Genomic DNA, 21,991 nt, shown 5'->3' on the forward strand with positions numbered 1-21,991 from the left:
GTACCGTACGTGCGGGGCGACGGAGGGGGCACTCATGGCAGCCGGGCTGCGGCTTGGACCACTGCTGCGGTACGTGGACTGGGAGGCGGGCGACGCCGCGACCATCTGGGTCGAGACCGACCGGCCCTGCACCACGGAGGTCCGGTGCGCGGACGGGGCGGGCGGTGAAGCCCGGACGTTCCAGATTGCGGGCCACCACTACGCGCTGATAACGGTGACCGGCCTGACTCCCGGCACGGCGACGGCGTACGAAGTCCGGCTCGACGGACGCGCGGTGTGGCCGCTGCCCGGCTCCCGCTTCCCGGCGAGCGTGATCCGCACCCCCGACGTGCCCTCCGCCGGAGTCTCGGTCTCCTTCGGATCCTGCCGCTGGGCCGCGCCGCCCGCCGACGAGAAGGACCCGGTCGGCCCCGACGCGCTGGACACGCTCGCGGCGAGGCTCGCCGCCGACCCGGACGCGCCCGGACCCGATGTCCTCCTTCTGCTGGGCGACCAGGTGTACGCGGACCAGACGTCCAAGGCCACCCGTCGCTGGCTCGCCGCCCGCCGCGATCTGCGCGAACCACCGGGCGCCGAGGTCGCGGACTACGAGGAGTACACCCGGCTCTACGACGAGTCCTGGCTGGATCCCGAGGTGCGCTGGCTGCTCTCCACCGTCCCCAGCTGCATGATCTTCGACGACCACGACGTCATCGACGACTGGAACACCAGCGCCTCCTGGGTCGCCGACATGCGGGCCACCCCGTGGTGGCGGGAGCGGGTGCTCAGCGGCCTGATGTCGTACTGGGTCTATCAGCAGCTGGGCAATCTCTCCCCGGCCGAACTGGAGACGGACGAACTGTTCGCGGCGGTGCGTGCCACACCCGACGGGACCGAGCCGCTGCGCCGGTTCGCCGCCGGGGCCGACGACGATCCGGCCCGTGTGCGGTGGAGTTACCGGCGGGACTTCGGCCGGACCCGGCTGCTGATGGTCGACACCCGCAGCGCGCGCGTACTGGACGAACGCGGCCGCGCGATGCTCAACCCGGCCGAAACCGACTGGCTGCGGGAGCAGGCGCTGGCCGGCCGGGGAACGTACGACCATCTGCTGATCGGCACCTCACTGCCCTGGCTGCTGCCGCCGCTCATCCATGACGCGGAGGGCTGGAACGCGGCGCTCTGCCGCGGTGAGCGGGGTGCGCGCTGGGCACGCTTCGCCGAGGATCTGCGCCGGCGCTCGGACCTGGAGCACTGGGCGGCCTTTCCCTCCTCCTTCGAGGAGTTGACGGAGCTGATCCGTGAGGCGGGCAGCGGTCCGCACGCCCCGGCGACGGTGTGCGTGCTCTCGGGCGATGTGCACCACGCGTATGTCGCCGAGCCGGAGTGGACGTCCGGCGGGCCCGTGTCACGCGTGCTGCAACTGACCTGCTCGCCCGTGCACAACGCCATCCACCGGTCCGTCCAGCTCGGCTTCCGCTTCGGCTGGAGCGGGGCGGGGCGGCGGCTCGGGCACGCCCTGGCCGGGCACTGCGGGACGGGCAAACCCTCGATCACCTGGGAGAAGACGGGCGGCCCCTGGTTCGCGAACCAGCTGATGTCCCTCGATCTGAGCGGGCGTTCGGCGGTGCTGCGACTGGACCAGGCCCGCGCGGAACGGGGCTGGAAGCGCTCGGGTGATGCCGGCGCGCGGCTGGTCACGGTGGAGGAGCGGACCCTCGCGGAGGACACGGGCGGAGCAACCGGCCCGGGCAGTGAGGCGGAAGGGGAAGCGGGGGCTCGTGAGGCGTCCCACAGCGGAGGTTGATCCTCCGCCAGGGGTTCGACTCCGGGCGCTACAACGGCATGATGAGGCGGACGTTCCGCTTCCAGCAGCACCCATGCCCCGGGAGTCACCGCTTTGTCCGATGTACGCCCCCACGTCTCCGACAGCGCCATCGCCCTGGTGGGCGCGGGCCCGCGCGGGACATCGGTCCTGGAGAGACTCTGCGCCTCCGCGCCCGAACTGTCCCCGGACGCCAGGCTGACCGTCCATGTCGTCGACCCGGCACCCCCGGGCGCCGGTCAGGTCTGGCGCACCGACCAGTCCGGCGAACTGCTCATGAACACGGTGGCATCACAGGTGACGGTGTACACCGATGACAGCGTGCGCTGCGAGGGGCCGATACGCCCGGGGCCGAGCTTGTACGAGTGGGCGGCGACCCGGCGTGAGGCCATGGGCGAGGCCCTGGGGGAGGGCGGTCCCGACAACGGAGCGCGGCAGGACGGCGTCCGACACGACGGCAGTCGGGGCGGCGGGACCGGTCACGACGACGGGCTCGGCTTCGGCGGTGGGCCCGGTCCCGACGGCGGGCCCGGTCCCGACGGCGGGCTCGGTCCCGACGACTATCCGACCCGGGCCTGTTACGGCCGCTATCTGCGCTGGGCGTTCGAGCGGACCGTACGCGGTGCGCCGGAGTCGGTGACCGTACACGTGCATCGAGCCCGTGCCGTACGCCTGGAGGACGGGGAGGAGGGACTCCAGCGGCTCGTCCTCTCCGACGGAACGATCCTGTCCGGCCTCGGCGCGGTGGTCCTCGCGCAGGGCCACCTCCCGGTGAAGCCGGGCCCGTCGGAGGCGCGGCTCACCGAGCACGCCACGCGTCACGGCCTGCGCCACTTCCCGCCGGCCAACCCGGCCGATCTCGACCTCTCGGTCGTCGCACCGGCAGAACCGGTCCTGCTGCGCGGCCTCGGGCTCAACTTCTTCGACCACATGGCCCTGCTGACGGCAGGCCGGGGCGGCGTCTTCGGGCGGGCGGAGGACGGGCGGCTGGTCTACCGGCCGTCCGGCCGCGAGCCGCGGCTGTACGCGGGTTCGCGTCGCGGTGTCCCGTACCAGGCGCGGGGCGACAACGAGAAGGGGCCGTCGGAGCGCCACGAGCCGCTGGTACTGACGGACGACGCGATCGAGGTGTTCCGCAAGCGCGCGGACGCCGGTGATCCGCCCGATTTCCTGCGGGAGATATGGCCGCTGGTTGCCAAAGAGGTCGAAACGGTCTTCTACGAGGCGCGGCTGCCCGGCGCGCCGGACTTCCGCCGGCGCTTCCTCGAGGCGCCGCACGGCAGCCCCGAAGAGGCGGCGGTACTGGACGACTTCGGCGTACCGGGCAAGGACCGCTGGTCATGGGACCGGCTCTCGCGGCCCTACGCCGACGAAACGTTCCATTCGCCCGCCGACCACCGCGGCCGCCTGCTGGCCCACCTGCGTCGCGACGCGGCCGAGGCCGCGCGCGGCAACGTCACGGGGCCGGTCAAGGCGGCCCTCGACGTCCTGCGCGACATCCGCAACGAGCTGCGCCGGATCGTGGACCACGCCGGCCTCTCGGGCATCTCCCGGCGCGACCAACTCGACCGCTGGTACACCCCGTTGAACGCGTTCCTCTCCATCGGTCCGCCGCGCCGCCGCATCCAGGAGATGACCGCCCTGATCGAGGCGGGCGTTCTGGAGGTGGTCGGTCCGCGCCTGGAGGTGCGGGCGGAGGGCGGGGTCTTCCTGGCGCACTCCCCCGACGTGCCGGACTCGACGGTGGCCGTCACCACCCTCATAGAGGCCCGCCTGCCCGAGCCGGACCTGACCCGTACCGGCGACGAACTGCTCGCGCGACTGCTGAGGGCGGACCAGTGCCGCACCCACACCGTCGACGGGTACCCGACCGGCGGACTGGACGTCACCCCGCGCCCGTACCACCTGATCGACCGCCAGGGCAGCCCCCACCCGCGGCGTTTCGCAGTGGGAGTGCCCACCGAGGGCGTGCACTGGGTCACGGCGGCCGGCGCCCGTCCCGGCGTCGACTCGGTGATGCTCACGGACGCCGACGCGGTCGCCCGTGCCGCGCTACGCGTCACCATCCGACGTGCGGCCACCGAGCCGAGCCATACGGCGGAATCCGCCCGAGCAGCGAATGTTGAACTTGCAAGTATTGATTAGGTCTGCCTAACCTGACGCCCTCGTCGGTTTCCGTCCCCACGACCGAGGGAGTCCTCCCCCATGTCCACCCTGCCCCACCGTCTCCACCAGGCTCAGCCGTACGCGCTCGGCCTCTTCCGCATCGTCGTCGGCCTCCTCTTCGTCTGCCACGGCGCCGCCTCCCTCTTCGGCGTCCTCGGCGGCGCGGTGGGCGGCGGCACGATCGCCGCAGGCACCTGGCCCGGCTGGTACGCGGCGGTGATCCAGCTGGTCGCCGGCGGCCTGGTGCTGCTGGGCATCGGCACGCGTGTCGCGGCCTTCGCCGCGTCCGGCTCGATGGCGTACGCCTACTTCTACGTCCACCAGTCCGAGGCCCTCTTCCCGCTGCAGAACGGCGGCGAGGCCTCCGCCATGTTCTGCTGGTCGTTCCTGCTGCTGGTCTTCACGGGCCCGGGCGCGCTGGCGGCGGACCGGCTGTTCGGGGCGCGCGGAGCCGACGAGCACGCCGAGGACCTGCGCGAGGAGCGGAAGTCCCCGGTCGCCGCGTGACCCACGCAGCGAGGGCCCGGAACCGGCAGCGACGGTTCCGGGCCCTGCTCCGTTCCCGGAAGATCGCCAGGCGTACGCTCTCTTGCTGTCAGGCGGTGCGTCACGGGGAGTCAAGGTGCTCGACAGCGTGGGGCCGCTGGTCGCAGGCCCATGGATCTATGCCGTGGTGGCCCTGTCGATCCTTCTCGACGTCTTCCTGCCGGTCCTGCCGAGCGGCGTCCTCGTGATCACGGCGGCGACCGCCGCGGCCGCCGGCGCCGAGGTGGCGCAGGACGCCCCCTCGCTATTGGTCCTGACACTCTGCGCGGCCACCGCCTCGGTGCTGGGTGACCTGGTGGCATACCGGCTGGCCTGGCGCGGCGGCGCGCGCCTGGACCGCGCCATCGCCCGCTCGCGCCGCCTCACCACCGCGCAGGAACGTCTCGGCGCGGCGCTCGCCCGGGGCGGCGGAGCGCTCGTGGTGATCGCCCGCTTCGCCCCGGCCGGCCGCTCGGTCGTCTCACTGGGCGCGGGCGCGGCCCATCGCACGATCAAGGAGTTCCTGCCCTGGTCCGCGCTGGCGGGCGTGGCCTGGGCGGGCTACAGCGTGGGCCTCGGGTACTTCGGCGGCCAGTGGCTGGGCGCGACGTGGTTCGGCGCGGCGGTCTCCGTCCTCGCCCTCTTCCTGGCGGGGACGCTCGCCGCCTACCTCATGCGGCGTCCGGCTGCGGCTCCGGCTGCGGCGTCCTGACGCCTCGTACCTCTATCCCTTCGAGCAGCCTGCGGGTCGCTTCGGTGATCTCCTCCACGGCCTGCTCGAACACCTCCCTGTTGTGCGCGGCGGGCGCCCGGAAACCGGAGACCTTGCGCACGTACTGCAGGGCCGCGGCCCGGAAGTCCTCCTCGGTGGCCTTCTCGGGCAGGGCGGGCGGTCGGAGAGTCTTGATGCTTCGGCACATGCCTCCAGTGTGGCGCGCACCACTGACATCCGGGGCGGGCGCGACGCCCGGGCCGCGAGGCGCCCGTCCGGGCGGACATCGGATGCGGCGTGCTCCCGTCCGTGCGAGGTTTGAGCGGGATGTCCCATGATCGCGGGTCGTGACCGGAGGTGCCGTGCGATGACGGATCGGACGCCCGCCGAGGCGCGCGGTACGGCGGCAGTGCCCGACGGCCGGTTCCCGGGCCGCACGCCGAGCACGGGGTGCGACCGGTGAACGAGCTCTCCGCCCTGGCGGCCGAGGCGTACGTGTACGGATATCCCCTGGTCTACGGCCTGGAGATGGTGGACGCGTTCAAGCACAAGGGCTTCGGAACGCTCCCGCCCACCCCTTTCAACCGCTTCGCCCACGCCACCGATCTCGCCGGGCCGCACGACCACCTCGTCTCCGTCAACAACGACACCCTGTACTCGATGGCCCAGCTCGACCTCTCCGGCGGCCCGGTCCGGCTCCACGCACCGGACACGGACGGTGCGTACTACGTCCTCCAGCTGGTGGACGCCTGGACCAACAACTTCGCCTACATCGGCGCGCGGGCGACGGGGACGGCCGAGAGCGACTGGCTGATCGTGCCGCCGGGCTGGTCGGGCGCGGAGCCCGAGGGCGTACGCGGAGTGATCGACGCCCCGACGGCGGTGGTGTCGATCGTCGGCCGCACCGCCTGCGCCGGCCCGGCGGACCTGGCACGGGTGCGCGCGCTCCAGTCCGGCTTCACGCTGACGGCGGGCGGCACGACGGGCGAACTGCCCCTCCCGGACCCGGACGTCTCCGCCGAGCTCCGCTTCTTCGAACAACTCCGCGTCTGGATGGCGGACTTCCCGCCCTCACCCCCGGACCAGGAGTACCAGGAACGCTTCCAGCCCCTCGGGCTCCTCGAGGAGGGCCCTTCGCCGTACGTCTCCCCGGGCGCCGCTCTCGTACGGGCCCTGACGGAGGGCCTCGCGGCCGGCCGGGCCCGCGTCGAGGCGGCGGCCCGACCACCCGAGGGGGACGAACGCGCGCCCGGCGCGTGGGAGATGAACCCCCATCTCTTCGACTACAACCTGGACCACTTCGGCGTCGGCACCATCGACTCCTCCCTGTGGAAGGCCCCCGACCGCCCCTCCTCCTACCTGCTGCGGGCCGCGGCCGCCCGGGCGGCACTCTGGGGCAACCACGGCTACGAGGCCGTCTACGCCCAGGCCTTCACCGACACCCACGGCCACCAACTGACCGGCACGCGCTCCTACCGCCTGCGCTTCCCCGAGCCCCCGCCGGCCGGCGCCTTCTGGTCGCTGACGATGTACGACTCCCCCGACTACTACCTGGTGCCCAACCCGATCGACCGCTACTCCCTCGGCTCCCACACGCCGGGCCTCATCCCCGACCCGGACGGCGGCCTGACGATCACCCTCCAACACCCCCCACCGTCCCACCCGACGGAAACGGCGAACTGGCTCCCGACCCCGAAGGGAACCTTCCGCCCGATGCTCCGCCTCTACATCCCGGGGGAACCGATCCTGGAGGGCGCTTACCGCCTGCCGGGCATCGAGCGGCATGCCTGACGAACGCCGGATGGTCTCCGGCCTGAGGGGCATGGGGCCGTGACGGTGGGCACGGACCGATGCGGCGACGGGGTCGTCGCCGTCAGTCGCCGGGGGGCGGGGCTCGGTCATGCGGGGTAGTGGCACTGGGCCGAGTGGACCGGCTGCTCAGGAGGTGTCCCGGCCGCCAGTGACCACGCCCGTTGATGTCAGGCACGGATGTCAAAGACCCCCAGCCTTGATCGGCTGGGGGTCTTCGTACTGGTGGGCGCGGACGGTTTCGAACCGCCGACATCTGCTTTGTAAGAGCAGCGCTCTACCCCTGAGCTACGCACCCGTGGAATGAGGCAACAGCGTACATGGCCCCCGGGTATGTCCTGCAAACCGATACACGGGGCGCCGGGGACCGGGGGGCTAGCCCCACCTCGAGACGGTGGGCCGCCGGATCGTGGGGGCGGTGGGGTTCTTCCTACCTTGAGGGGGTCTTCGAACGCGCTACCTGGGGGAATGATCATCGTGGCCGCACATCTCGTACGTACCGGCGCCGGCACCCGTCATCGCACGCTCGTCGCCGGCGTGGCCGTCGTGGTCGGGGTGCTGGGGGTGACCGGGTGTGGGAGTGGGGATCTGGACGCGGCGCCCGTCGAGAGGAAGGCGTTCGCGTTCGAGGGGAAGGCGCTCACCGTCGATGCCGGAAACTCCGAGCTGGAGCTCGTGCCGGCCGATGTGAAGGACGTCCAGGTGACGCGGCAGGTCGACGGGTGGGTGGTCATGGGGAGCGGGCCCGACGCCACGTGGAAGCTGGAGGACGGGACGCTGACACTGCGCGTGGAGTGCGACGGGCTCGCGGCCGACTGTGACTCCCGGCACCGGATCAAGGTGCCGCGCGGGGTGGCCGTGGTGGTGCGGAACGACAACGGCCGTGTGACCGCGGACGGGTTCGCCACCGCGCTGGACGTCCGGTCGGACAACGGGGAGGTGAGGGTACGGAACGCCGGCGGCCCGCTGAAGCTGGAGAGCGACAACGGGCAGGTCACCGTGGAGCGGTCGACCGCGAAGAGCGTCGTGGCGCGCAGCGACAACGGAGAGGTGCGGCTCGGTCTGAGCGCCGTGCCCGACCGGGTGGAGACCTTCAGCGACAACGGTGCCGTCACGATCGATCTGCCGCGCGGCAGCACCCGCTACGCGGTCACCGCCGACAGCCGTAACGGCGAGGTCGCCGTCGACGTTCCGACCGACGACAGCAGCGCGCATGTGGTGAAGGCGCAGAGCCACAACGGGGAAGTCACCGTGCGAACCGCGAACTAACCGGCCCGTGTGTTCGTCCTTACCTGGTGGGAGAATGAACCGGCAGGGTGGACACGGCACGGGAGAGGGATGTGGCGGCGACACACGCGAGGCCGAGTGCGAGCGGTGCCGTCAGTGCCGTCAGAGCTGTCCTCGGGAAGGGCGTCGGGACCGGCGTCGCGGCTCGCCCCCGGACCGGCCTCGGGAGAAGCCTCTGGAACGGCGTCGGTGACGTTGCCGGACTGACACTCCTCGCCCTACCGCTCGCCCTGGCCGTACTGCCCGGCGCCTTCGCCGGTGGGGGTACGCGCCGTTGGTTCGGTGGGCGCGGAGAGAGCCATCGGGCCGAGGCCCAGGCCGCCAAGGACGACGCCGCCGCCGCCTTCTACGAGCTCGACACCGCCCAGCGCGATCTTCGGATCTCGATCGAGACGATCACGGCCGTGGACAGTTCCCCCGGCGCCCGCCGGGCCGTGGACGACTTCGCGGAGCTGGGGCGGCGGATCGACGAGGTGAGTCATCGCTACATCACCGCCGTCGACAGCCACGACCTCGACCGGGACGATCTGGACGCGTCGACGGCGGTGCGGGCCCGTACGGAGCTGAGCCGGGCCAAGGACGATCTCGTACGGGTCAAGGGGGAGCTGGACCGGTTCGAGCAGGGGCTCGCGCCGCTCCTCGACACGGCGGAGACCCAGCTGGCGCGGCTCGCGCCGGCCGTCGAGCGGGCGCGACAGGCGCTCCGCAATGCGAGCACTGCTCTCGATGCGGTGCGGGGCTCCGGTCTGAGAGCGGACGATCTCGCCGCCCGCCTCGCCGCCCTCGGTCCCGAGCTCACCAAACTCAACGAAGGCGCGGGCCGGCACGGCGTCCCCGAGACGCTCCGGCGCGCCGACCAGGTCCTGCGGGACGCCGAAGCCGTACGCGCCGAGGCCGAGCGGCTTCCCGAGCGCGCCGCCGAGATCGACAAGCGCCTGGTCTCCCTGCGCACCCGTGCCCAGGCGCTGGGCAATCGCGCCGATGCCGTCGAGCCCGTCCTCAGCGAGCTCCGGCGCCGTTTCTCCGCCGCCTGCTGGCAGGACCTCCAGTCCGTCCCCGGGCATGCCGCGGAGAGTGTCCGGCAGGCCGAGGAGAAGCTCAAGGAGGCGGCCAAGGCCCGCGACGAGCAGCGATGGCCCGACGCCACCGCCCTCCTCGCCACCGTGCGCGCCCTGCTCAACGCCACCGACGAGGCCGTCTCCGCCGCGGGCGACCGGCTCCAGCGGCTCAACGCCGTCTCCAAGGACCCCCAGCAGGAGGTCGACCGCACCCGCTTCGCCATCCGCGACGCCCAGCGCCTCGCCATGGCCGGCCGCAACACGCCCGACCCTCGCCACGCGCGTCCTCTCGACGACTCCGTGGCCCGTCTGGAGCGGGCCATCGCCGGTCTCGAGGGCCGGCACCCCGACTACTGGCACTTCCTCACCGAGACCCAGGCCGTCCGGGCCGCCGCCGCCCGGGTCGTCGAGCTCATCCGGGAGGAGCGTGGCGCGGGCGGCTCCTGAGCCGGCCCCCGCGCCCGCGCCCCAGCCTCGGCCCCCCTCAGCCCGGCGCCGCCATGGCCTTGACAGCCCCACTCCCGGGCGACCCTGCGCCGTTTCCGCGCCGCCCCGCGCCCCAGCCTCGGCGCCCTTGAGCCCGGCGCCGCCATGGCCTTGACAGCCCCACTCCCGGGCGCTCCCCTCCCCTGCGCTCTTCCCGCGCCACCCCGCCCCGCCCCGCGCCAGGCCCCCAGCCTCACGCCCCCTGACTTGTTCCCGCCCCCGCCTGCGCGGATGCTGGAAGTGCCCGCGTTCCGCGTTCCGTCGGTGTCAGGAGGCCGCCATGGCCACCCCTGCTCTCCACCCTCGCCGCCGCACCACCCGCTCCGTGCGCCACGCCGCCCCGCATCGCGCGGGACGCGTACGCCTCGACGAGCACCTCCCCGTCGACCACCGCCTCAGCCGGGTCTACCGCGTGGGCGCCGGCCTCACCGGGCTCGTCCTCCTCGCCTTCGGGATCCTCGGTCTCCTCGACAGGACGGGGTTCTTCGACACCCACGGCGACACGGTCGCGGGCCTCAACACCAACGGCGCGCTGAGTGTCCTTTCCATCTGCGTGGGGCTGCTGCTCTTCGTCGGCATGGTCATCGGCGGCAATTTCGCCTCGACGCTCAACATGGTCCTCGGCATCGCCTTCATCCTCAGCGGCTTCGTCAATCTCGCCCTGCTGGACACCGGACTGAACTTCCTCGCCTTCCACATCCAGAACGTCCTCTTCAGCTTCGCCGTCGGCCTGATGCTGATGTTCTTCGGGATGTACGGGCGGGTCAGCGGCACGCTTCCGCACGACAACCCCTACTGGCGGGCCCGCCACCCGGAACAGGACGCCACGGAGCGTCGCCTGGCCGCGCGTGCGGCCCGGGCCAGGGCCGCACGGGAGAGCAGCCGGTCGCGGTAGACAGCGCCGCTAACCTGGGGCCATGCCTCGTTACGAATACCGCTGCCGCACCTGTGGCTCCACGTTCGAGCTGAACCGGCCCATGGCCGAGTCCGCCGCCCCCGCTTCCTGCCCCGACGGGCACGACGACACCGTCAAGTTGCTCTCCGCCGTCGCGGTCGGCGGCACCGCGTCCGGGCCCGCCCCCGGCGCGGGTGGCGGCGGGGGCGGTTGCTGCGGCGGGGGCTGCTGCGGCTAGCGGAGTACCTGCGGGACCCGGACCGTCGGCCGGCCAGGGACCCGTTCGGACTAGGGCGGCCCGGTGCACGACGGCGACGACGGCCGTGCTCCGGCGGGGCGGCCAGCGCACGCGGCGATGACGGCCGTGCTCCAGGCGGCCCGGAACACTGCGCGGACGACCGCCGGAGCCGCTCAGGCCGGGGCGGACCGGCGCACCGCGGGGATGACCGCCGGCCCCGCCCGGTGGTCCCGGCCGGCCCTGCCGAAGCGGCGCAGAATCTCCTCGCCCGCCGCGACACCGCGCTGCGGCAGGACGTCCAGCTGCGGGGCGGTCCACTCACTGTCGGCGAGCTCGCCGTGGCCCGGCCGCCAGGAGCGGTCGGCGGCGAGCAGCAGGTCGGCGTCCAGGAGGGAGTCCCCGGCGGCGAGGGTGAGCGTGGCGCCGGTGCGGTGGGCGACCTCGCGCATGGCCGCGCTCTTGGTCAGCGGCTTCGGCACGGCGTACACCTTGCGGCCCTGGAGCGAGACCGTCCAGCCGCGCTCCTCGGCCCACTCCGAGAACTCCTTCAGCCACTCCGGCGGCAGCAGCTCCCGCTCGATGACGAGATAGGTGAAGACGTCCTCGGCCACGCGGTGCTTGCGCACCCAGGACGGGTCGGTGGTGGCGAGGAGCCGGGCCCGTACGTCCGCGAGCGGCGCGCACTCGGCGGCCAGCCTCTTCACGACCCCCGCGTGCCAGTCGCGGTCGGTGACGCCGTCCACGAGGAGATGCCCGCCGTTGGCGCAGATCGCGAACTTCGGCGGACGGCCGGGAAGTTGGATGCGCTGGTACTGCTTGCGGGTGCGGGTCGTCGTGGGGACGAAGACGGTGTCGGCGGAGAGTTCGGCGAGCAGCGCGGCCGCGGCCTCGGTCATGTACGACAGGGGCTTGCTCTCGTGCACCTCGACGCAGAGCAGCCGGGGCGCCTGTGCGTCGGGCATCGCGAGTGCGAGTGCGGCGGAGGAGTAGATCAGGGTGCGGTCGAGATCGCTGGCGACCAGGACGGTGGGGGCGGTACTCACTTGGCCGTCACCGCCCTGCCGTCGGCGCCGGTGGCGCCCCGCGTGTACTGGGGGTGGATCAACCCCACGCAGGTGTAGGGGAGTTCGTCGACCTCCTCGACCGGTACGCCGCGCTGCCGCGCGAGCAGGCGTACATGGTCGAGGTCGGCGCCGGCGCCGCGCTGGGCCAGGATCTTCCAGGGGACACGCCGCAGCAGCACCCGGGTCGTCTCGCCGACGCCGGGCTTGACCAGGTTGACGTCGTGGATGCCGTACTCCTCGCTGATCCGCTCGACGGCCGCCCAGCCCTCCCAGGTGGGCGCGCGGTCGGCCGAGAGCAGTTCCTTGACGTCGGCGTCGACCGCGTCCGTGACCTCGTCGAAGCGGGCGGCGACCGCGTCGAGGAAGTGGCCGGACAGGTCGGCGGCGGCGAGCTCGCGGTAGTACTTCCCGCCGTGGAAGTCGTCGGGGCCGACGAGGTCGGCGCGCAGGACCGTGCGGGAGATCAGGCCGGAGACGGTGGAGTTGAGGCAGGCGGAGGGGATGAGGAAGTCCTCGCGGGTGCCGTAGGTGCGGACGCACGAGCCTGGGTCGGCCAGGACGGCGATCTCGGGGTCGAAGCCGTCGAAGTCCTTCAGCGCGTCGGCGAGCTCGCGGGTGATGGCGCCCTTGCCGGTCCAGCCGTCGACGAAGACCACGTCGGCGGGGTTGTGGTGCTGCTGGAGCCAGCGCAGCGCATTGGCGTCGATGCCCCGGCCGCGCACGATGGAGACGGCGTAGTGCGTCAGGTCCAGGCCGTGGCGGTACTGGGCCCAGCGGCGCATCAGGATGCCGACGGGCGTCCCGGCGCGGGCGAGCGAGACGAGGACGGGCCGCGGGGACCGTTCGGCGAGGACGGTCTCGGTGACCGTGCCGACGGCCCGCGCGATCCGGGCGGCGGAGGTCTCCAGCGCCGCGTGGAAGAGCTCCTGGTACTCGGGGCTCGGCTGGTACTCGACTGGCAGCGACTCCGCGTAATGGGCGCCGCCGCTCTGTATGGCCTCCTCGCGCTCCTCCGTGGGCGCCTCCAGCTCGACGCCGGAGAGGTCCTGGAGCAGCCAGCCGACCTCATCAGGGGCGTACGAGGAGAAGGCGGGGCCACGGAGGGGCTCGGGCAGGCGCGGCATGGAAGCCCTTTCGGGTGCGCGGTCGGAGTCGTGCGCGGGCGTGAGGGTGTGCGCGGGAGCATGGGCCGGCGCGGTGGTGGACGCGGGCGCGTGGGCCGGCGTGTACGAGGGGACGACGGCGAGGGCGACGCGCGATATGTGCGCGGCGAGCTGGGCCAGCAGGCCGTCGGGGCCGTGCAGTTCGGGGGTGTCGGCGGCGGAGTCGACCACGACGACGACCGCGTCGAACCCGCCGCCGACGACGTTGTACGCGTACCGGTCACCCGGTCCGTCGGCGGGCCGGTCGTGGGCGGGGAAGACGAGCCGGGTCCGTATGGCGTACCCGGGGTCGTCGACGGCGAGGACGGGCGAGCGGGTGGTGGTGGAGTACCGCACGTCGACGCCGCCGCGTTCGAGGGCGACGGCGAGCGCCAGCGGCGCGTACATCAACTCCTCGAAGCCGAGAACGAGGACGCGGGGGCCGGCGGCGGGCGTGGGCCCCTCGGCCGGTACCACGCCGGGTGCGCCCGGGCCCCTCACCGGGGTGGCGGCCGGCGTGGGCGCGAGGACGCGGGGGCCGGCGGCGGGCGTGGGCCCCTCGGCCGGTACCACGCCGGGTGCGCCCGGGCCCGCCTCGCTGGCGGCGGCCGTGGGGCCGCCGCTCTCGCGGGCGGCGCTCGTTCCCGCCGCCACCTCGTCGCCTCCGCCCCCCAGGCCGAGCGCCTGCGCGACGCGGGAGGCCATGGCCGGCAGGGCGGCTTCGAGGCGGGCCCGGTGGGCCGGGGTGAAGCCGTGACGGCCGCCGTCCGGGAGGCCCTCCGGCCAGCCGAGGTCGACGCGGATGGGGCCGGCGGTGAGCTGTCCGGTCCGGGAATCGCCCGGCGCGGCGCCCGCGCCCAGCTGCCCCCGCGGCCCGGGGGCGGCCGCCGACTCGTACTCCGTCACCAGCTCCCGCCCCCGCTCCAGTACGTCCTCCGGCAGCCGGACCCTGCCCGACGCCAGTGCTATGAGGTCCACCCGCGCGTCGATCTCCGTCGCGAACCCGGCGAGGCGGGCCCGGTCCTCCTCGTTGCGTATGTCGACGAGGGCGACGATCACGTACCGGTCGCGCGGGTAACGCTCGTGGAGGGCGCGGATCGTGTTCAGGACCGTGTTGCCCGTCGAGAACTCGTCGTCGACGAGGACCAGTGGTCCGTCGCCCCCCAGCAGTTCCGGGTCCTCCGGGAGCAGCAGGTGGGAGGTGGCGTGGGAGTGGGACTCCTCGAAGCCGCCCGCGCGCTCGACACCCTCGACCGGGCGGCGGGTGGAGTGCAGGTACGGGGCGACGCCCACGCCGTCGGCGACCGAGTGGCCGAGGCCGGTCGCGGTTTCCGCGTACCCGAGGACGACCGCGCGGGCCGCGTCGGGCCCGAGCAGGTCACGGACGCGGACACCCAGGTCGTAGCCGGAGCGCCAGACGACCGTGGGGCGCTGCGGCACATGCTTGCCGAGGACCTGGGAGACGAGCAGATGCGCCCGCTTGGGATTGCGGCGCAGGGCCAGGCCCAGCAGGTCGCGCAGCCTGTCGTCGCCGACCAGTTCGACGTTCAGCCGCTCGGCGACCCATGTTCCGGACCACACCACGTCGCGTATCTCTCTTCCTCGGGTCATCGCTGGGGTCATCGTTCGGTTCATCTCTGGGGCCACCGGCCGGGTCACCGGCCGGCGAGTCCGGCCGTGAGCAGCTCCACGAAGCCGACGTCCTCGTTCGCCACGCCGAAGACCTCGGCGCGCCGGAGGGTCCGCTCGGCCCAGGCGCGGTGCGGCTTCACCTCGTTCATCTTGTTCGTGTACGCGGAGCGCAGGACGCCTCCGCCGCCCCGCTCGGGCCGCAGGATGTCCTGCGCGTCGCTGTACTCCTCGTGGCTGACGACGGACAGGGCGTGCACGGGCAGGACGTGCGAGGGGTGGATGCAGGTCTTGCCGAGCAGGCCGTTGGCCCGGTCGAGTTCGATCTCGCGGAGGAGACCGTCGAGGTCGTGCTCGATCAGCGCGGTGCGCAGCTCCTCGGCCCGGCCCTCCATGAACGGGCTGCGGCGCAGCTGCGGCTTGAACATCCGCTCCTGGAGGCGGAAGTACTCCCAGACGGGTCCGGTGATGGTGAAGCCGGTGCCGTCGGAGCGGCCGAGGACGTTGACGACGTCGGCGATGACATGGGCGACGAGCTGGACGTCGTACGCGGTCATGTCGGGCGAGCGGCGCAGTCCGTACGCCGAGCAGAAGTCGGTGACGCCCAGGCGCAGGGCGAGGACCCGGTCGCGGTACTTGTCGACGGTCCGGGCGATTCCGGTGAGGGTTTCTGCCCGTGTTTCCAGGTGGAGCAGCTCGGGCGACTCGAGTACGGGCATGGCGAAAAGCCGCCGCCCGCTGTCGTTTTCGGCCGCGGCGAGCGCCTCCAGGAACGGAACGCCGCGTTCCTCGGTGAATTTCGGCAGGACGAACCCGCAGAGCAGCCGGGCGGACGGGCCGAGCCTGCGGACCAGGTCGGTGATCTGGCGGGCCTCGCGGACCCGCACGAAGAGCAGCGGCACTTCGCCGCCCCGGGCGTCGAGGTCGGCGAATTGCCTGATCAGGTTGGCCTCGCCCGCTTCCACCTCGCCGTCGCTGATGGAGTCCTCCAGGCACAGCACCATGGAGACGACTCCCCGGGCAGCCTGTTTGTGGATGTCGTCGGCGAGCCGCGGCCGGGTGGCCGGGCTGTAGAGCGTGGCGCCGAGGGCAGCGGCCAGCGTGGACGCGGGCGAGCCCGCGTCGAATTCCCCGGGCTCCTGATGGAACAGCCCGGCCCGGGCAGAGGACGGGATATGTCCGAAATGACGCATGTGGATCCCCCGAACTGCCGTGATGGCCCTGACAACATGTGGCCGGTAATAGTACGTAGGGACGAGTGTCCGGAGTTCCCCCACGTGCATGAATTTCAGGTAACTCGTGTACTTCTCGCCCGTGTGACGTGCATGGGGAGAGAGTGGGGTCGGGGCCCCGCGTTGTCCAGTGGGTCCACGGGAAGGCAGGATGACCGCCATGACGCACGCGATGCTGAAGGGCTCCAACGTCCCTCTCGACGCAGCGGCCGTACGGGCCGTGCTGCGCTGGACCCCGGGGGCCGGCGTCCCGGACGTGGACGCCTCGGCACTGCTGCTCGGCGCCGACGGGCGCGTGCGCTCCGACGAGGACTTCGTCTTCTACAACCAGCCGCGGCACCCCTCCGGCCTGGTCCGGCGGCTGTCCAAGAAGCGGCTTCCCGAGGGACTGACCGACACCGTCGAGGCGGACCTGACGGCGCTGGACCCGTCCGTGGACCAGGTGGTGATCGCCGCCTCCTCGGACGGCGACACCTTCCGCCGCGTACAGGATCTGCGGATCCTGCTGTACGACGCGGGCGCTGCCGACCGGGAGCCACTGGCGGTCTTCGACGTGAAGCCGGAGACCGGCGAGGAGACCGCGATCATCTGCGGCGAGCTGTACCGGCGCGGGGACGGGTGGAAGTTCCGCGCGGTGGGACAGGGCTATCCGACGGGCCTGGTCGGGCTGGCGACGGCTTTCGGCATCTCTGTGGACGAGGCGGCGGAGGCCGCCCAGGCCCCGGAGCAGTCCGCGACCGGGACCGCTCCCGCGGGAACGGCCGGGGCCGCCACCGGCGCTCCGGCCACGGCCGCCGAGGCCGCCACCGCGCACATGCCCTCCCCGGCCCCGCTCCCCGTCCCGCCGCAGCCGGCGGCGCCGCCCGCGCCCGCCACACCGCCCACGTACGGGTACCCGCACGCCGCCGCACCGGCCCCCGAGGGGTCGGGCCCGGGGTACGGCTATCCGCAGCCCTCCTCGGCGCCCCCGGCGCCGTCGCAGCCCGCGTACGGCTATCCGCAGCCCGCGGCGGCGGCCGCTCCCGCGCCCGACCCGAATTTCAAGCTGCCCCCGATGGGTCCCCAGTTCGTCCGTCCCTGATCCGGCCGCCGGGAGGCGCCGCGTCAGAGCTTGCTCTTGTAGCCGCGCCCCCACTGGAGCCCCCAGCCGTACAGCCGGTCCAGCTCCGCCTGGAAGCCGTACACGAACTTCACCTCGCGCCGCACGACCAGCTCGCCCTTGACGTTCTCCACCGTGAACACGGCGCAGGAGCGGGCCTGGGGCGCCCGCTCGTCCAGCTCTATCTCGATCCGCGGGCCGTTGCTCGGGTAGAGCGTCATCGTGGCGTGCGTCCGGTCGAAGGCCGGCGTCTGGTCGTAGATGTAGACGAAGAACAGCAGCCGCTTGATGTCGTCGCGGTGATCGAGATTGACGAAGATCGTCTCGCCGGACGGTGAACCGAACCGGTCGTCGCCGCTGAGCTTGACGTAGGGCGCGTCGTTGAGGCTCCCGAAGAAGCCGCCGAGGGGCTGTACGACGCCCTTACTGCCGTCCGCCAGCTCGTACATGCAGCCGATGTCCAGGTCCACGTTGACGACGCCCTGGGTGTGCGCCTGGACGACCTCGGGCTTGAAGAGCTTGGACGGGTTCCGCAGCAGGCCGCTCTGGCGGGAACGGCCCTCGATGTCCGAGGTGCGCATGCGCCACGAGAGGTTGACCCGGAGGTTTCCGGTGGCGGCGCCCTGCTTGGTGAGCGAGACCGTCGGGCGCCGTTTCGTCAGGTCGATCGAGTTGGTCGCGGCGCTCCCGGAGTCGAACTGCGCCGCCCTGCCCCGCCACAAGTTGTCCCAGAAGGCCATGCTCCCCACCCCTACTGACGCCGACCGGATATGCGGCGGGGCGGCCGGGTGCACCGGCCGCCCCGCTCAGAAGCGTTCCTCGTCCCCGGGGGTGTCACACCCCCGGGGACGAGGGTGTCAGACCCCGGACGACACCTCTGCCTTGTCGCCCGAGGCGTCAGCCTTTCCCTCGGCGGCCGCGAGCCGCTTGTTGCGGCGGACCGAGGACCAGAAGGACCAGCCGATCAGCACGACGCCGACGAGGCCGGTGATGACCTCGTGGATCTCGTACTGGATGGTGACCATGAGGATGACGGCCAGCGCGCCGATCGCGTAGTGCGCGCCGTGCTCCAGGTAGACGTAGTCGTCGAGGGTGCCCTGGCGGACCAGGTAGACCGTGAGCGACCGGACGTACATGGCGCCGATACCGAGGCCGAGGGCCATCAGCACGATGTCGCTGGTGATGGCGAAGGCGCCGATGACTCCGTCGAACGAGAAGGAGGCGTCGAGGACTTCGAGGTAGAGGAACATGAAGAAGGCGGCCTTGCCGGCCAGCTTGACGGCCGAGACCTGCTTGCCGCTCTTGCGGGCCTCCTCCTCGGCCTCCTGCTCGCGCTCTTCCTCCTCCTCCAGCTTGTTCTCGAAGTAGCCGGAGAGGCCGCCGACGATCATGTACGTGATCAGACCGGCGATACCGGAGATCAGGACGGTCGAGGACTTGTCGACATGCGCGCCGCCGTGCTGGTGGGCATGGACGGCGAAGGTCATCGAGGTGACGAGCAGAACGATCAGCGCGATGCAGGCCGACAGCATGTCGATCTTGCCGAGCTTGCTCAGCGGACGCTCCAGCCAGGCGAGCCACTTGATGTCCCGCTCCTCGAAGATGAAGTCGAGGAAGATCATCAGCAGGAACATGCCACCGAAGGCGGCGATCGCCGGGTGGGCGTCCGTGACGAGCTGCTTGTACTGGTTCTCGTCGGTCAGGGCCAATTCGACGGCCTCGATGGGCCCGAGCTTGGCGGTGACCGCCACGATCACGACGGGGAAGACCAGTCGCATACCGAACACGGCGATGAGGACACCGACGGTGAGGAAGATCTTCTGCCAGAAGGTATTCATCTTCTTCAGGATTCCGGCGTTGACCACCGCGTTGTCGAAGGACAGCGAGATCTCGAGGATGGAGAGGATCGCCACGATACCGAAAGCGGTCCACCCCCCGTAGAGCGCCGCCGCAGCCAGGCCGAGCGCCGTGATGGCGAACGACCAGCCGAAGGTTTTCAGGACCACTGGCTACCCAATCCTTGTATGGGGGTCACCCCAGGCGGAGCCTGGGAGAGGGGTCTCCCCCCGCGCCGCACGCGGCTTTACGAAACGTTGACCCCGAAGTCTAGAGCGATGCCCCTCAGGCCCGACGCGTACCCCTGTCCGACCGCACGGAACTTCCACTCGCCTCCATACCGGTACAGCTCGCCGAAGATCATCGCGGTCTCGGTCGAGGCGTCCTCGGAGAGGTCGTAGCGGGCGAGCTCCTGGCCGTCCGCCTGGTTCACCACACGGATGAAGGCGTTGCTGACCTGGCCGAACGTCTGGCCGCGGTTGTCCGCGTCATGGATCGAGACAGGGAAGATGATCTTGTCGACATGGGCCGGGACCTTGGTGAGGTCCACGATCAGCGACTCGTCGTCGCCCTCACCCTCACCGGTGAGGTTGTCGCCGGTGTGCTCGACCGAGCCGTCGGGGCTCGTCAGGTTGTTGTAGAAGATGAACCACTCGTCGCCCAGGACGCGGCCGGACTGGCACAGCAGGGCGCTGGCGTCCAGGTCGAAGTCGGCTCCGGTGGTGGAACGTGCATCCCAGCCGAGCCCGACCAGCACCTGGGTCAGATTGGGTGCGGCCTTGGAGAGGGAGACGTTGCCTCCCTTGGCGAGCGTGACGCCCATGACGATGGTCCTCCCCGGTGAAAACGCGCGTGATGTGCCTGATGAGGCACGTCCGGCGCCGCACGGAGCGTGCGGCGCCGGACGGAACTGTCGATGACTCAGACGTTGACGCCGAAGTCCTGCGCGATGCCGCGCAGGCCCGAGGCGTAACCCTGACCGACGGCGCGGAACTTCCACTCCGCGCCATTGCGGTACAGCTCGCCGAAGACCATGGCGGTCTCGGTCGAGGCGTCCTCGGAGAGGTCGTACCGGGCGATCTCGGCGCCGCCGGCCTGGTTCACGACGCGAATGAACGCGTTGCGGACCTGACCGAAGGACTGCTGGCGGTTCTCGGCGTCGTAGATCGACACCGGGAAGACGATCTTGGCGACATCGGCCGGTACGCCCGCCAGGTTCACCTTGACCTGCTCGTCGTCGCCCTCGCCCTCACCGGTGAGGTTGTCACCGGTGTGCTCGACCGAGCCGTCGGCGCTCTTCAGGTTGTTGAAGAAGACGAAGTCCTGGTCGTTGCGGACCTTGCCCTCCGCGTTGACCAGAATGGCGCTGGCGTCCAGGTCGAAGTCCGTACCGGTGGTGGTGCGGACGTCCCAGCCGAGACCGACGGTGACGTCCGTCAGACCGGGCGCCTCCTTGGTCAGCGAGACGTTGCCGCCCTTGCTGAGGCTGACTCCCACGAGTCCCTCCATTGGTTTTCAGGGGCAGCGCCCCCGTCGTGCGTTGGCAATCGGATCAACGATTGGATCCTAGTGACCGGTTCCCGTCCGAAACAGGCACTTCACCACGGCGATCGCGGGTGTCGGCCGCCAGCGGCCGGAAGCGGCCGCCGGACGGTCCGGTGCAAAAGACGCAGAGGCCTCAGAGGCCCCCCGAGGACCCCAGCGCTCAGAGGGCCCAGAGGGCTCAGAGAGTGTCGAGAGCCTTCACGTAGTCGTTGAGGTCGCGGGCGTCCGGCAGGCCGTTGACGACGCTCCAGCGCACCACGCCGTCCTTGTCGATGATGAAGGTCCCGCGCACGGCGCAGCCCTTCTCCTCGTCGAAGACGCCGTAGGCGCGCGAGGCCTCGCCGTGCTTCCAGAAGTCGGACAGGAGCGGGTACTCCAGGCCCTCCTGCTCCGCGAAGATGCGCAGGGTGTGGATGGAGTCGTTGGAGACGGCGAGCAGCTGGGTGTCGTCGTTGACGAACTTCGGCAGCTCGTCCCGGAGCGCGCACAGCTCGCCGGTGCAGACCCCGGTGAAGGCGAAGGGGTAGAAGAGGAGCACCACGTTCTTGTCGCCGCGGAAGTCCGAGAGCTTCACGGTGCGGCCGTGGTGGTCCTTGAGCTCGAAGTCCGGGGCCTTGGTGCCGACCTCGATCGCCATGACAAACGTTTCCCTTCGCTGGGCCGAATTGGTGAAGTCCACCCTACGCACTCGGCCCCCACACACAGAGCCCCCGCCGAAAATCGGCGGGGGCTCTCATGGCTAGAGGGGTGGGCTCAGCGCTTGCCGGCCTTGGGAGTGACCAGGCGGCTGCCGGACCAGTCCTTGGCCACGCTGACGCTCTTGGTCTGGGAGAGACCCGCGGTCTGGGCGGCATCGCTGATGTCGCTGGGCTCGACGTAGCCGTCACGGCCCGTCTTGGGCGTCATCAGCCAGACGACTCCACCGTCCTCGATCAGACCGATGGCGTCCACCAGCGCGTCCGTGAGGTCTCCGTCCTCGTCGCGGAACCAGAGCACCACGACGTCGGCGACGTCGTCGTACTCCTCATCGACGAGGTCCTGGCCGGTGATGGCCTCAATACCTTCACGGAGTTCGTGGTCGACGTCATCGTCGAAGCCGATCTCCTGGACCACCTGTCCGGGCTCGAACCCCAGCCTGGTGGCCGGGTTGGTCCGCTCCTCCGCGTGGTCCGCGGTCGCGCTCACGGCTTGCCTCCTGATCGTGTTCGGAAAAATGCTGCGGCCGCGCGCGTACGCGTGGCGTTGGCCGTAGTCCACACGGGCTGGGCGGATCGCGCAAGTACCCGGCCGCCGAGACCGCCGAAACGGTGACGTTTGGGGCCGTCTCGCCGCAACTTCCGGCGCGCGCCCCGCCCGGTCCGTGAGCCATGCCACTCCACTTGCCCCGCTTTGCGCGCTTCTTCAGCTTCAGTATGCCGCCCCCGGCCGTGTGAGCGCCGAACGGGCGGACGGAACACATGGTCGGCT

The 21,991-nt window shown here is 71.6% G+C and carries 20 protein-coding genes and 1 tRNA gene; 10 read left to right on the forward strand and 11 right to left on the reverse strand.

Annotation, left to right across the window (positions count from 1 at the left end; translation table 11 throughout):
* The first annotated feature begins 34 nt into the window (after positions 1-34).
* The 4 genes from ACZ5VC_RS02945 to ACZ5VC_RS02960 all read left to right on the forward strand — a co-directional run bounded on the left by ACZ5VC_RS02945 (position 35) and on the right by ACZ5VC_RS02960 (position 5,204).
* Positions 35-1,783, forward strand: a complete 1,749-nt coding sequence (locus ACZ5VC_RS02945; protein WP_469118341.1) for an alkaline phosphatase D family protein — start codon at positions 35-37, stop codon at positions 1,781-1,783.
* A 93-nt stretch (positions 1,784-1,876) separates the two neighbouring features.
* A complete protein-coding gene (locus ACZ5VC_RS02950) occupies positions 1,877-3,946 on the forward strand; it encodes an FAD/NAD(P)-binding protein (RefSeq protein ID WP_469118342.1) in 2,070 nt (689 codons plus the stop codon).
* A gap of 60 nt (positions 3,947-4,006) precedes the next feature.
* Positions 4,007-4,474, forward strand: coding sequence for a DoxX family protein (locus tag ACZ5VC_RS02955; RefSeq protein WP_469118343.1), 468 nt, complete (start codon positions 4,007-4,009; stop codon positions 4,472-4,474).
* Between the two features lie 115 nt (positions 4,475-4,589).
* Positions 4,590-5,204, forward strand: coding sequence for a DedA family protein (locus ACZ5VC_RS02960; protein ID WP_469118344.1), 615 nt, complete (start codon positions 4,590-4,592; stop codon positions 5,202-5,204).
* Here the strand turns inward: ACZ5VC_RS02960 and ACZ5VC_RS02965 are convergent.
* On the reverse strand, positions 5,164-5,412 hold the full coding sequence (locus tag ACZ5VC_RS02965) for a DUF2277 domain-containing protein (RefSeq protein ID WP_469118345.1): 249 nt from the start codon (positions 5,410-5,412) through the stop codon (positions 5,164-5,166). The two genes, ACZ5VC_RS02960 and ACZ5VC_RS02965, sit on opposite strands and share 41 nt — an antisense overlap.
* A gap of 251 nt (positions 5,413-5,663) precedes the next feature.
* On the opposite strand from ACZ5VC_RS02965, the gene ACZ5VC_RS02970 reads away from it, so the two are divergent.
* Entirely contained in the window at positions 5,664-6,995 is a 1,332-nt protein-coding gene (locus ACZ5VC_RS02970) for a DUF1254 domain-containing protein (RefSeq protein ID WP_469118346.1), read from the forward strand.
* A 241-nt stretch (positions 6,996-7,236) separates the two neighbouring features.
* Here the strand turns inward: ACZ5VC_RS02970 and ACZ5VC_RS02975 are convergent.
* Positions 7,237-7,311: transfer RNA gene (locus ACZ5VC_RS02975), tRNA-Val, on the reverse strand.
* 170 nt (positions 7,312-7,481) lie between these two features.
* On the opposite strand from ACZ5VC_RS02975, the gene ACZ5VC_RS02980 reads away from it, so the two are divergent.
* The 4 genes from ACZ5VC_RS02980 (at position 7,482) to ACZ5VC_RS02995 (ending at position 10,977) form a co-directional block, all read left to right on the forward strand.
* Complete coding sequence (locus tag ACZ5VC_RS02980; RefSeq protein WP_469118347.1) at positions 7,482-8,282, forward strand: DUF4097 family beta strand repeat-containing protein; 801 nt, start codon at positions 7,482-7,484, stop codon at positions 8,280-8,282.
* A 221-nt stretch (positions 8,283-8,503) separates the two neighbouring features.
* Complete coding sequence (locus ACZ5VC_RS02985; protein ID WP_469118917.1) at positions 8,504-9,805, forward strand: hypothetical protein; 1,302 nt, start codon at positions 8,504-8,506, stop codon at positions 9,803-9,805.
* 319 nt (positions 9,806-10,124) lie between these two features.
* A complete protein-coding gene (locus tag ACZ5VC_RS02990; RefSeq protein WP_469118348.1) occupies positions 10,125-10,739 on the forward strand; it encodes a DUF4383 domain-containing protein in 615 nt (204 codons plus the stop codon).
* Positions 10,740-10,761: 22 nt separating this feature from the next.
* The gene (locus ACZ5VC_RS02995; RefSeq protein ID WP_469118349.1) at positions 10,762-10,977 is read left to right on the forward strand and encodes an FmdB family zinc ribbon protein; all 216 of its coding nucleotides are present in this window, start codon (positions 10,762-10,764) and stop codon (positions 10,975-10,977) included.
* A gap of 173 nt (positions 10,978-11,150) precedes the next feature.
* On the opposite strand, the gene ACZ5VC_RS03000 is transcribed toward ACZ5VC_RS02995, so the two are convergent.
* The 3 genes from ACZ5VC_RS03000 to ACZ5VC_RS03010 are packed head-to-tail and all read right to left on the reverse strand — an operon-like array spanning position 11,151 to position 16,005.
* Positions 11,151-12,020 carry an HAD family hydrolase gene (locus tag ACZ5VC_RS03000; RefSeq protein ID WP_469118350.1) on the reverse strand — a complete coding sequence of 290 codons (870 nt, stop codon included), beginning with the start codon at positions 12,018-12,020 and terminating at the stop codon, positions 11,151-11,153.
* Positions 12,017-14,794 (reverse strand): phosphoribosyltransferase, encoded by a 2,778-nt coding sequence (locus ACZ5VC_RS03005; RefSeq protein WP_469118351.1) that lies wholly within the window; start codon positions 14,792-14,794, stop codon positions 12,017-12,019. Before ACZ5VC_RS03005 ends, ACZ5VC_RS03000 begins: the two co-directional genes overlap by 4 nt.
* A gap of 44 nt (positions 14,795-14,838) precedes the next feature.
* Positions 14,839-16,005 (reverse strand): HpcH/HpaI aldolase/citrate lyase family protein, encoded by a 1,167-nt coding sequence (locus tag ACZ5VC_RS03010; protein ID WP_469118352.1) that lies wholly within the window; start codon positions 16,003-16,005, stop codon positions 14,839-14,841.
* 190 nt (positions 16,006-16,195) lie between these two features.
* On the opposite strand from ACZ5VC_RS03010, the gene ACZ5VC_RS03015 reads away from it, so the two are divergent.
* Positions 16,196-17,125: a TerD family protein gene (locus ACZ5VC_RS03015; RefSeq protein WP_469118353.1), complete on the forward strand. Its 930-nt coding sequence runs from the start codon at positions 16,196-16,198 to the stop codon at positions 17,123-17,125.
* A 23-nt stretch (positions 17,126-17,148) separates the two neighbouring features.
* Here the strand turns inward: ACZ5VC_RS03015 and ACZ5VC_RS03020 are convergent, their stop codons facing one another.
* From ACZ5VC_RS03020 to ACZ5VC_RS03045, 6 genes are all read right to left on the reverse strand, one after another.
* Complete coding sequence (locus tag ACZ5VC_RS03020; RefSeq protein ID WP_469118354.1) at positions 17,149-17,883, reverse strand: TerD family protein; 735 nt, start codon at positions 17,881-17,883, stop codon at positions 17,149-17,151.
* A 117-nt stretch (positions 17,884-18,000) separates the two neighbouring features.
* On the reverse strand, positions 18,001-19,149 hold the full coding sequence (locus ACZ5VC_RS03025) for a DUF475 domain-containing protein (protein WP_469118355.1): 1,149 nt from the start codon (positions 19,147-19,149) through the stop codon (positions 18,001-18,003).
* Between the two features lie 77 nt (positions 19,150-19,226).
* The gene (locus ACZ5VC_RS03030; RefSeq protein ID WP_469118356.1) at positions 19,227-19,802 is read right to left on the reverse strand and encodes a TerD family protein; all 576 of its coding nucleotides are present in this window, start codon (positions 19,800-19,802) and stop codon (positions 19,227-19,229) included.
* A gap of 98 nt (positions 19,803-19,900) precedes the next feature.
* A complete protein-coding gene (locus ACZ5VC_RS03035; protein WP_468705497.1) occupies positions 19,901-20,476 on the reverse strand; it encodes a TerD family protein in 576 nt (191 codons plus the stop codon).
* A 226-nt stretch (positions 20,477-20,702) separates the two neighbouring features.
* A complete protein-coding gene (locus ACZ5VC_RS03040) occupies positions 20,703-21,161 on the reverse strand; it encodes a peroxiredoxin (RefSeq protein ID WP_469118357.1) in 459 nt (152 codons plus the stop codon).
* Between the two features lie 116 nt (positions 21,162-21,277).
* The gene (locus ACZ5VC_RS03045) at positions 21,278-21,709 is read right to left on the reverse strand and encodes a DUF3052 domain-containing protein (protein ID WP_468705501.1); all 432 of its coding nucleotides are present in this window, start codon (positions 21,707-21,709) and stop codon (positions 21,278-21,280) included.
* Positions 21,710-21,991 lie beyond the last annotated feature (282 nt).

The sequence above is a fragment of the Streptomyces sp. NPDC033174 genome (assembly GCF_055577795.1).

Excerpts from the sequence above, each read along its gene's own strand:
- ACZ5VC_RS02945 (WP_469118341.1), top strand. The coding sequence starts at position 35 with ATGGCAGCCGGGCTGCGGCTTGGACCACTGCTGCGGTACGTGGACTGG.
- ACZ5VC_RS02955 (WP_469118343.1), top strand. The coding sequence starts at position 4,007 with ATGTCCACCCTGCCCCACCGTCTCCACCAGGCTCAGCCGTACGCGCTC.
- ACZ5VC_RS02965 (WP_469118345.1), bottom strand. The coding sequence starts at position 5,412 with ATGTGCCGAAGCATCAAGACTCTCCGACCGCCCGCCCTGCCCGAGAAG.
- ACZ5VC_RS02980 (WP_469118347.1), top strand. The coding sequence starts at position 7,482 with ATGATCATCGTGGCCGCACATCTCGTACGTACCGGCGCCGGCACCCGT.
- ACZ5VC_RS02990 (WP_469118348.1), top strand. The coding sequence starts at position 10,125 with ATGGCCACCCCTGCTCTCCACCCTCGCCGCCGCACCACCCGCTCCGTG.
- ACZ5VC_RS02995 (WP_469118349.1), top strand. The coding sequence starts at position 10,762 with ATGCCTCGTTACGAATACCGCTGCCGCACCTGTGGCTCCACGTTCGAG.
- ACZ5VC_RS03005 (WP_469118351.1), bottom strand. The coding sequence starts at position 14,794 with ATGACCCGAGGAAGAGAGATACGCGACGTGGTGTGGTCCGGAACATGG.
- ACZ5VC_RS03010 (WP_469118352.1), bottom strand. The coding sequence starts at position 16,005 with ATGCGTCATTTCGGACATATCCCGTCCTCTGCCCGGGCCGGGCTGTTC.
- ACZ5VC_RS03015 (WP_469118353.1), top strand. The coding sequence starts at position 16,196 with ATGACCGCCATGACGCACGCGATGCTGAAGGGCTCCAACGTCCCTCTC.
- ACZ5VC_RS03020 (WP_469118354.1), bottom strand. The coding sequence starts at position 17,883 with ATGGCCTTCTGGGACAACTTGTGGCGGGGCAGGGCGGCGCAGTTCGAC.
- ACZ5VC_RS03030 (WP_469118356.1), bottom strand. The coding sequence starts at position 19,802 with ATGGGCGTCACGCTCGCCAAGGGAGGCAACGTCTCCCTCTCCAAGGCC.
- ACZ5VC_RS03040 (WP_469118357.1), bottom strand. The coding sequence starts at position 21,161 with ATGGCGATCGAGGTCGGCACCAAGGCCCCGGACTTCGAGCTCAAGGAC.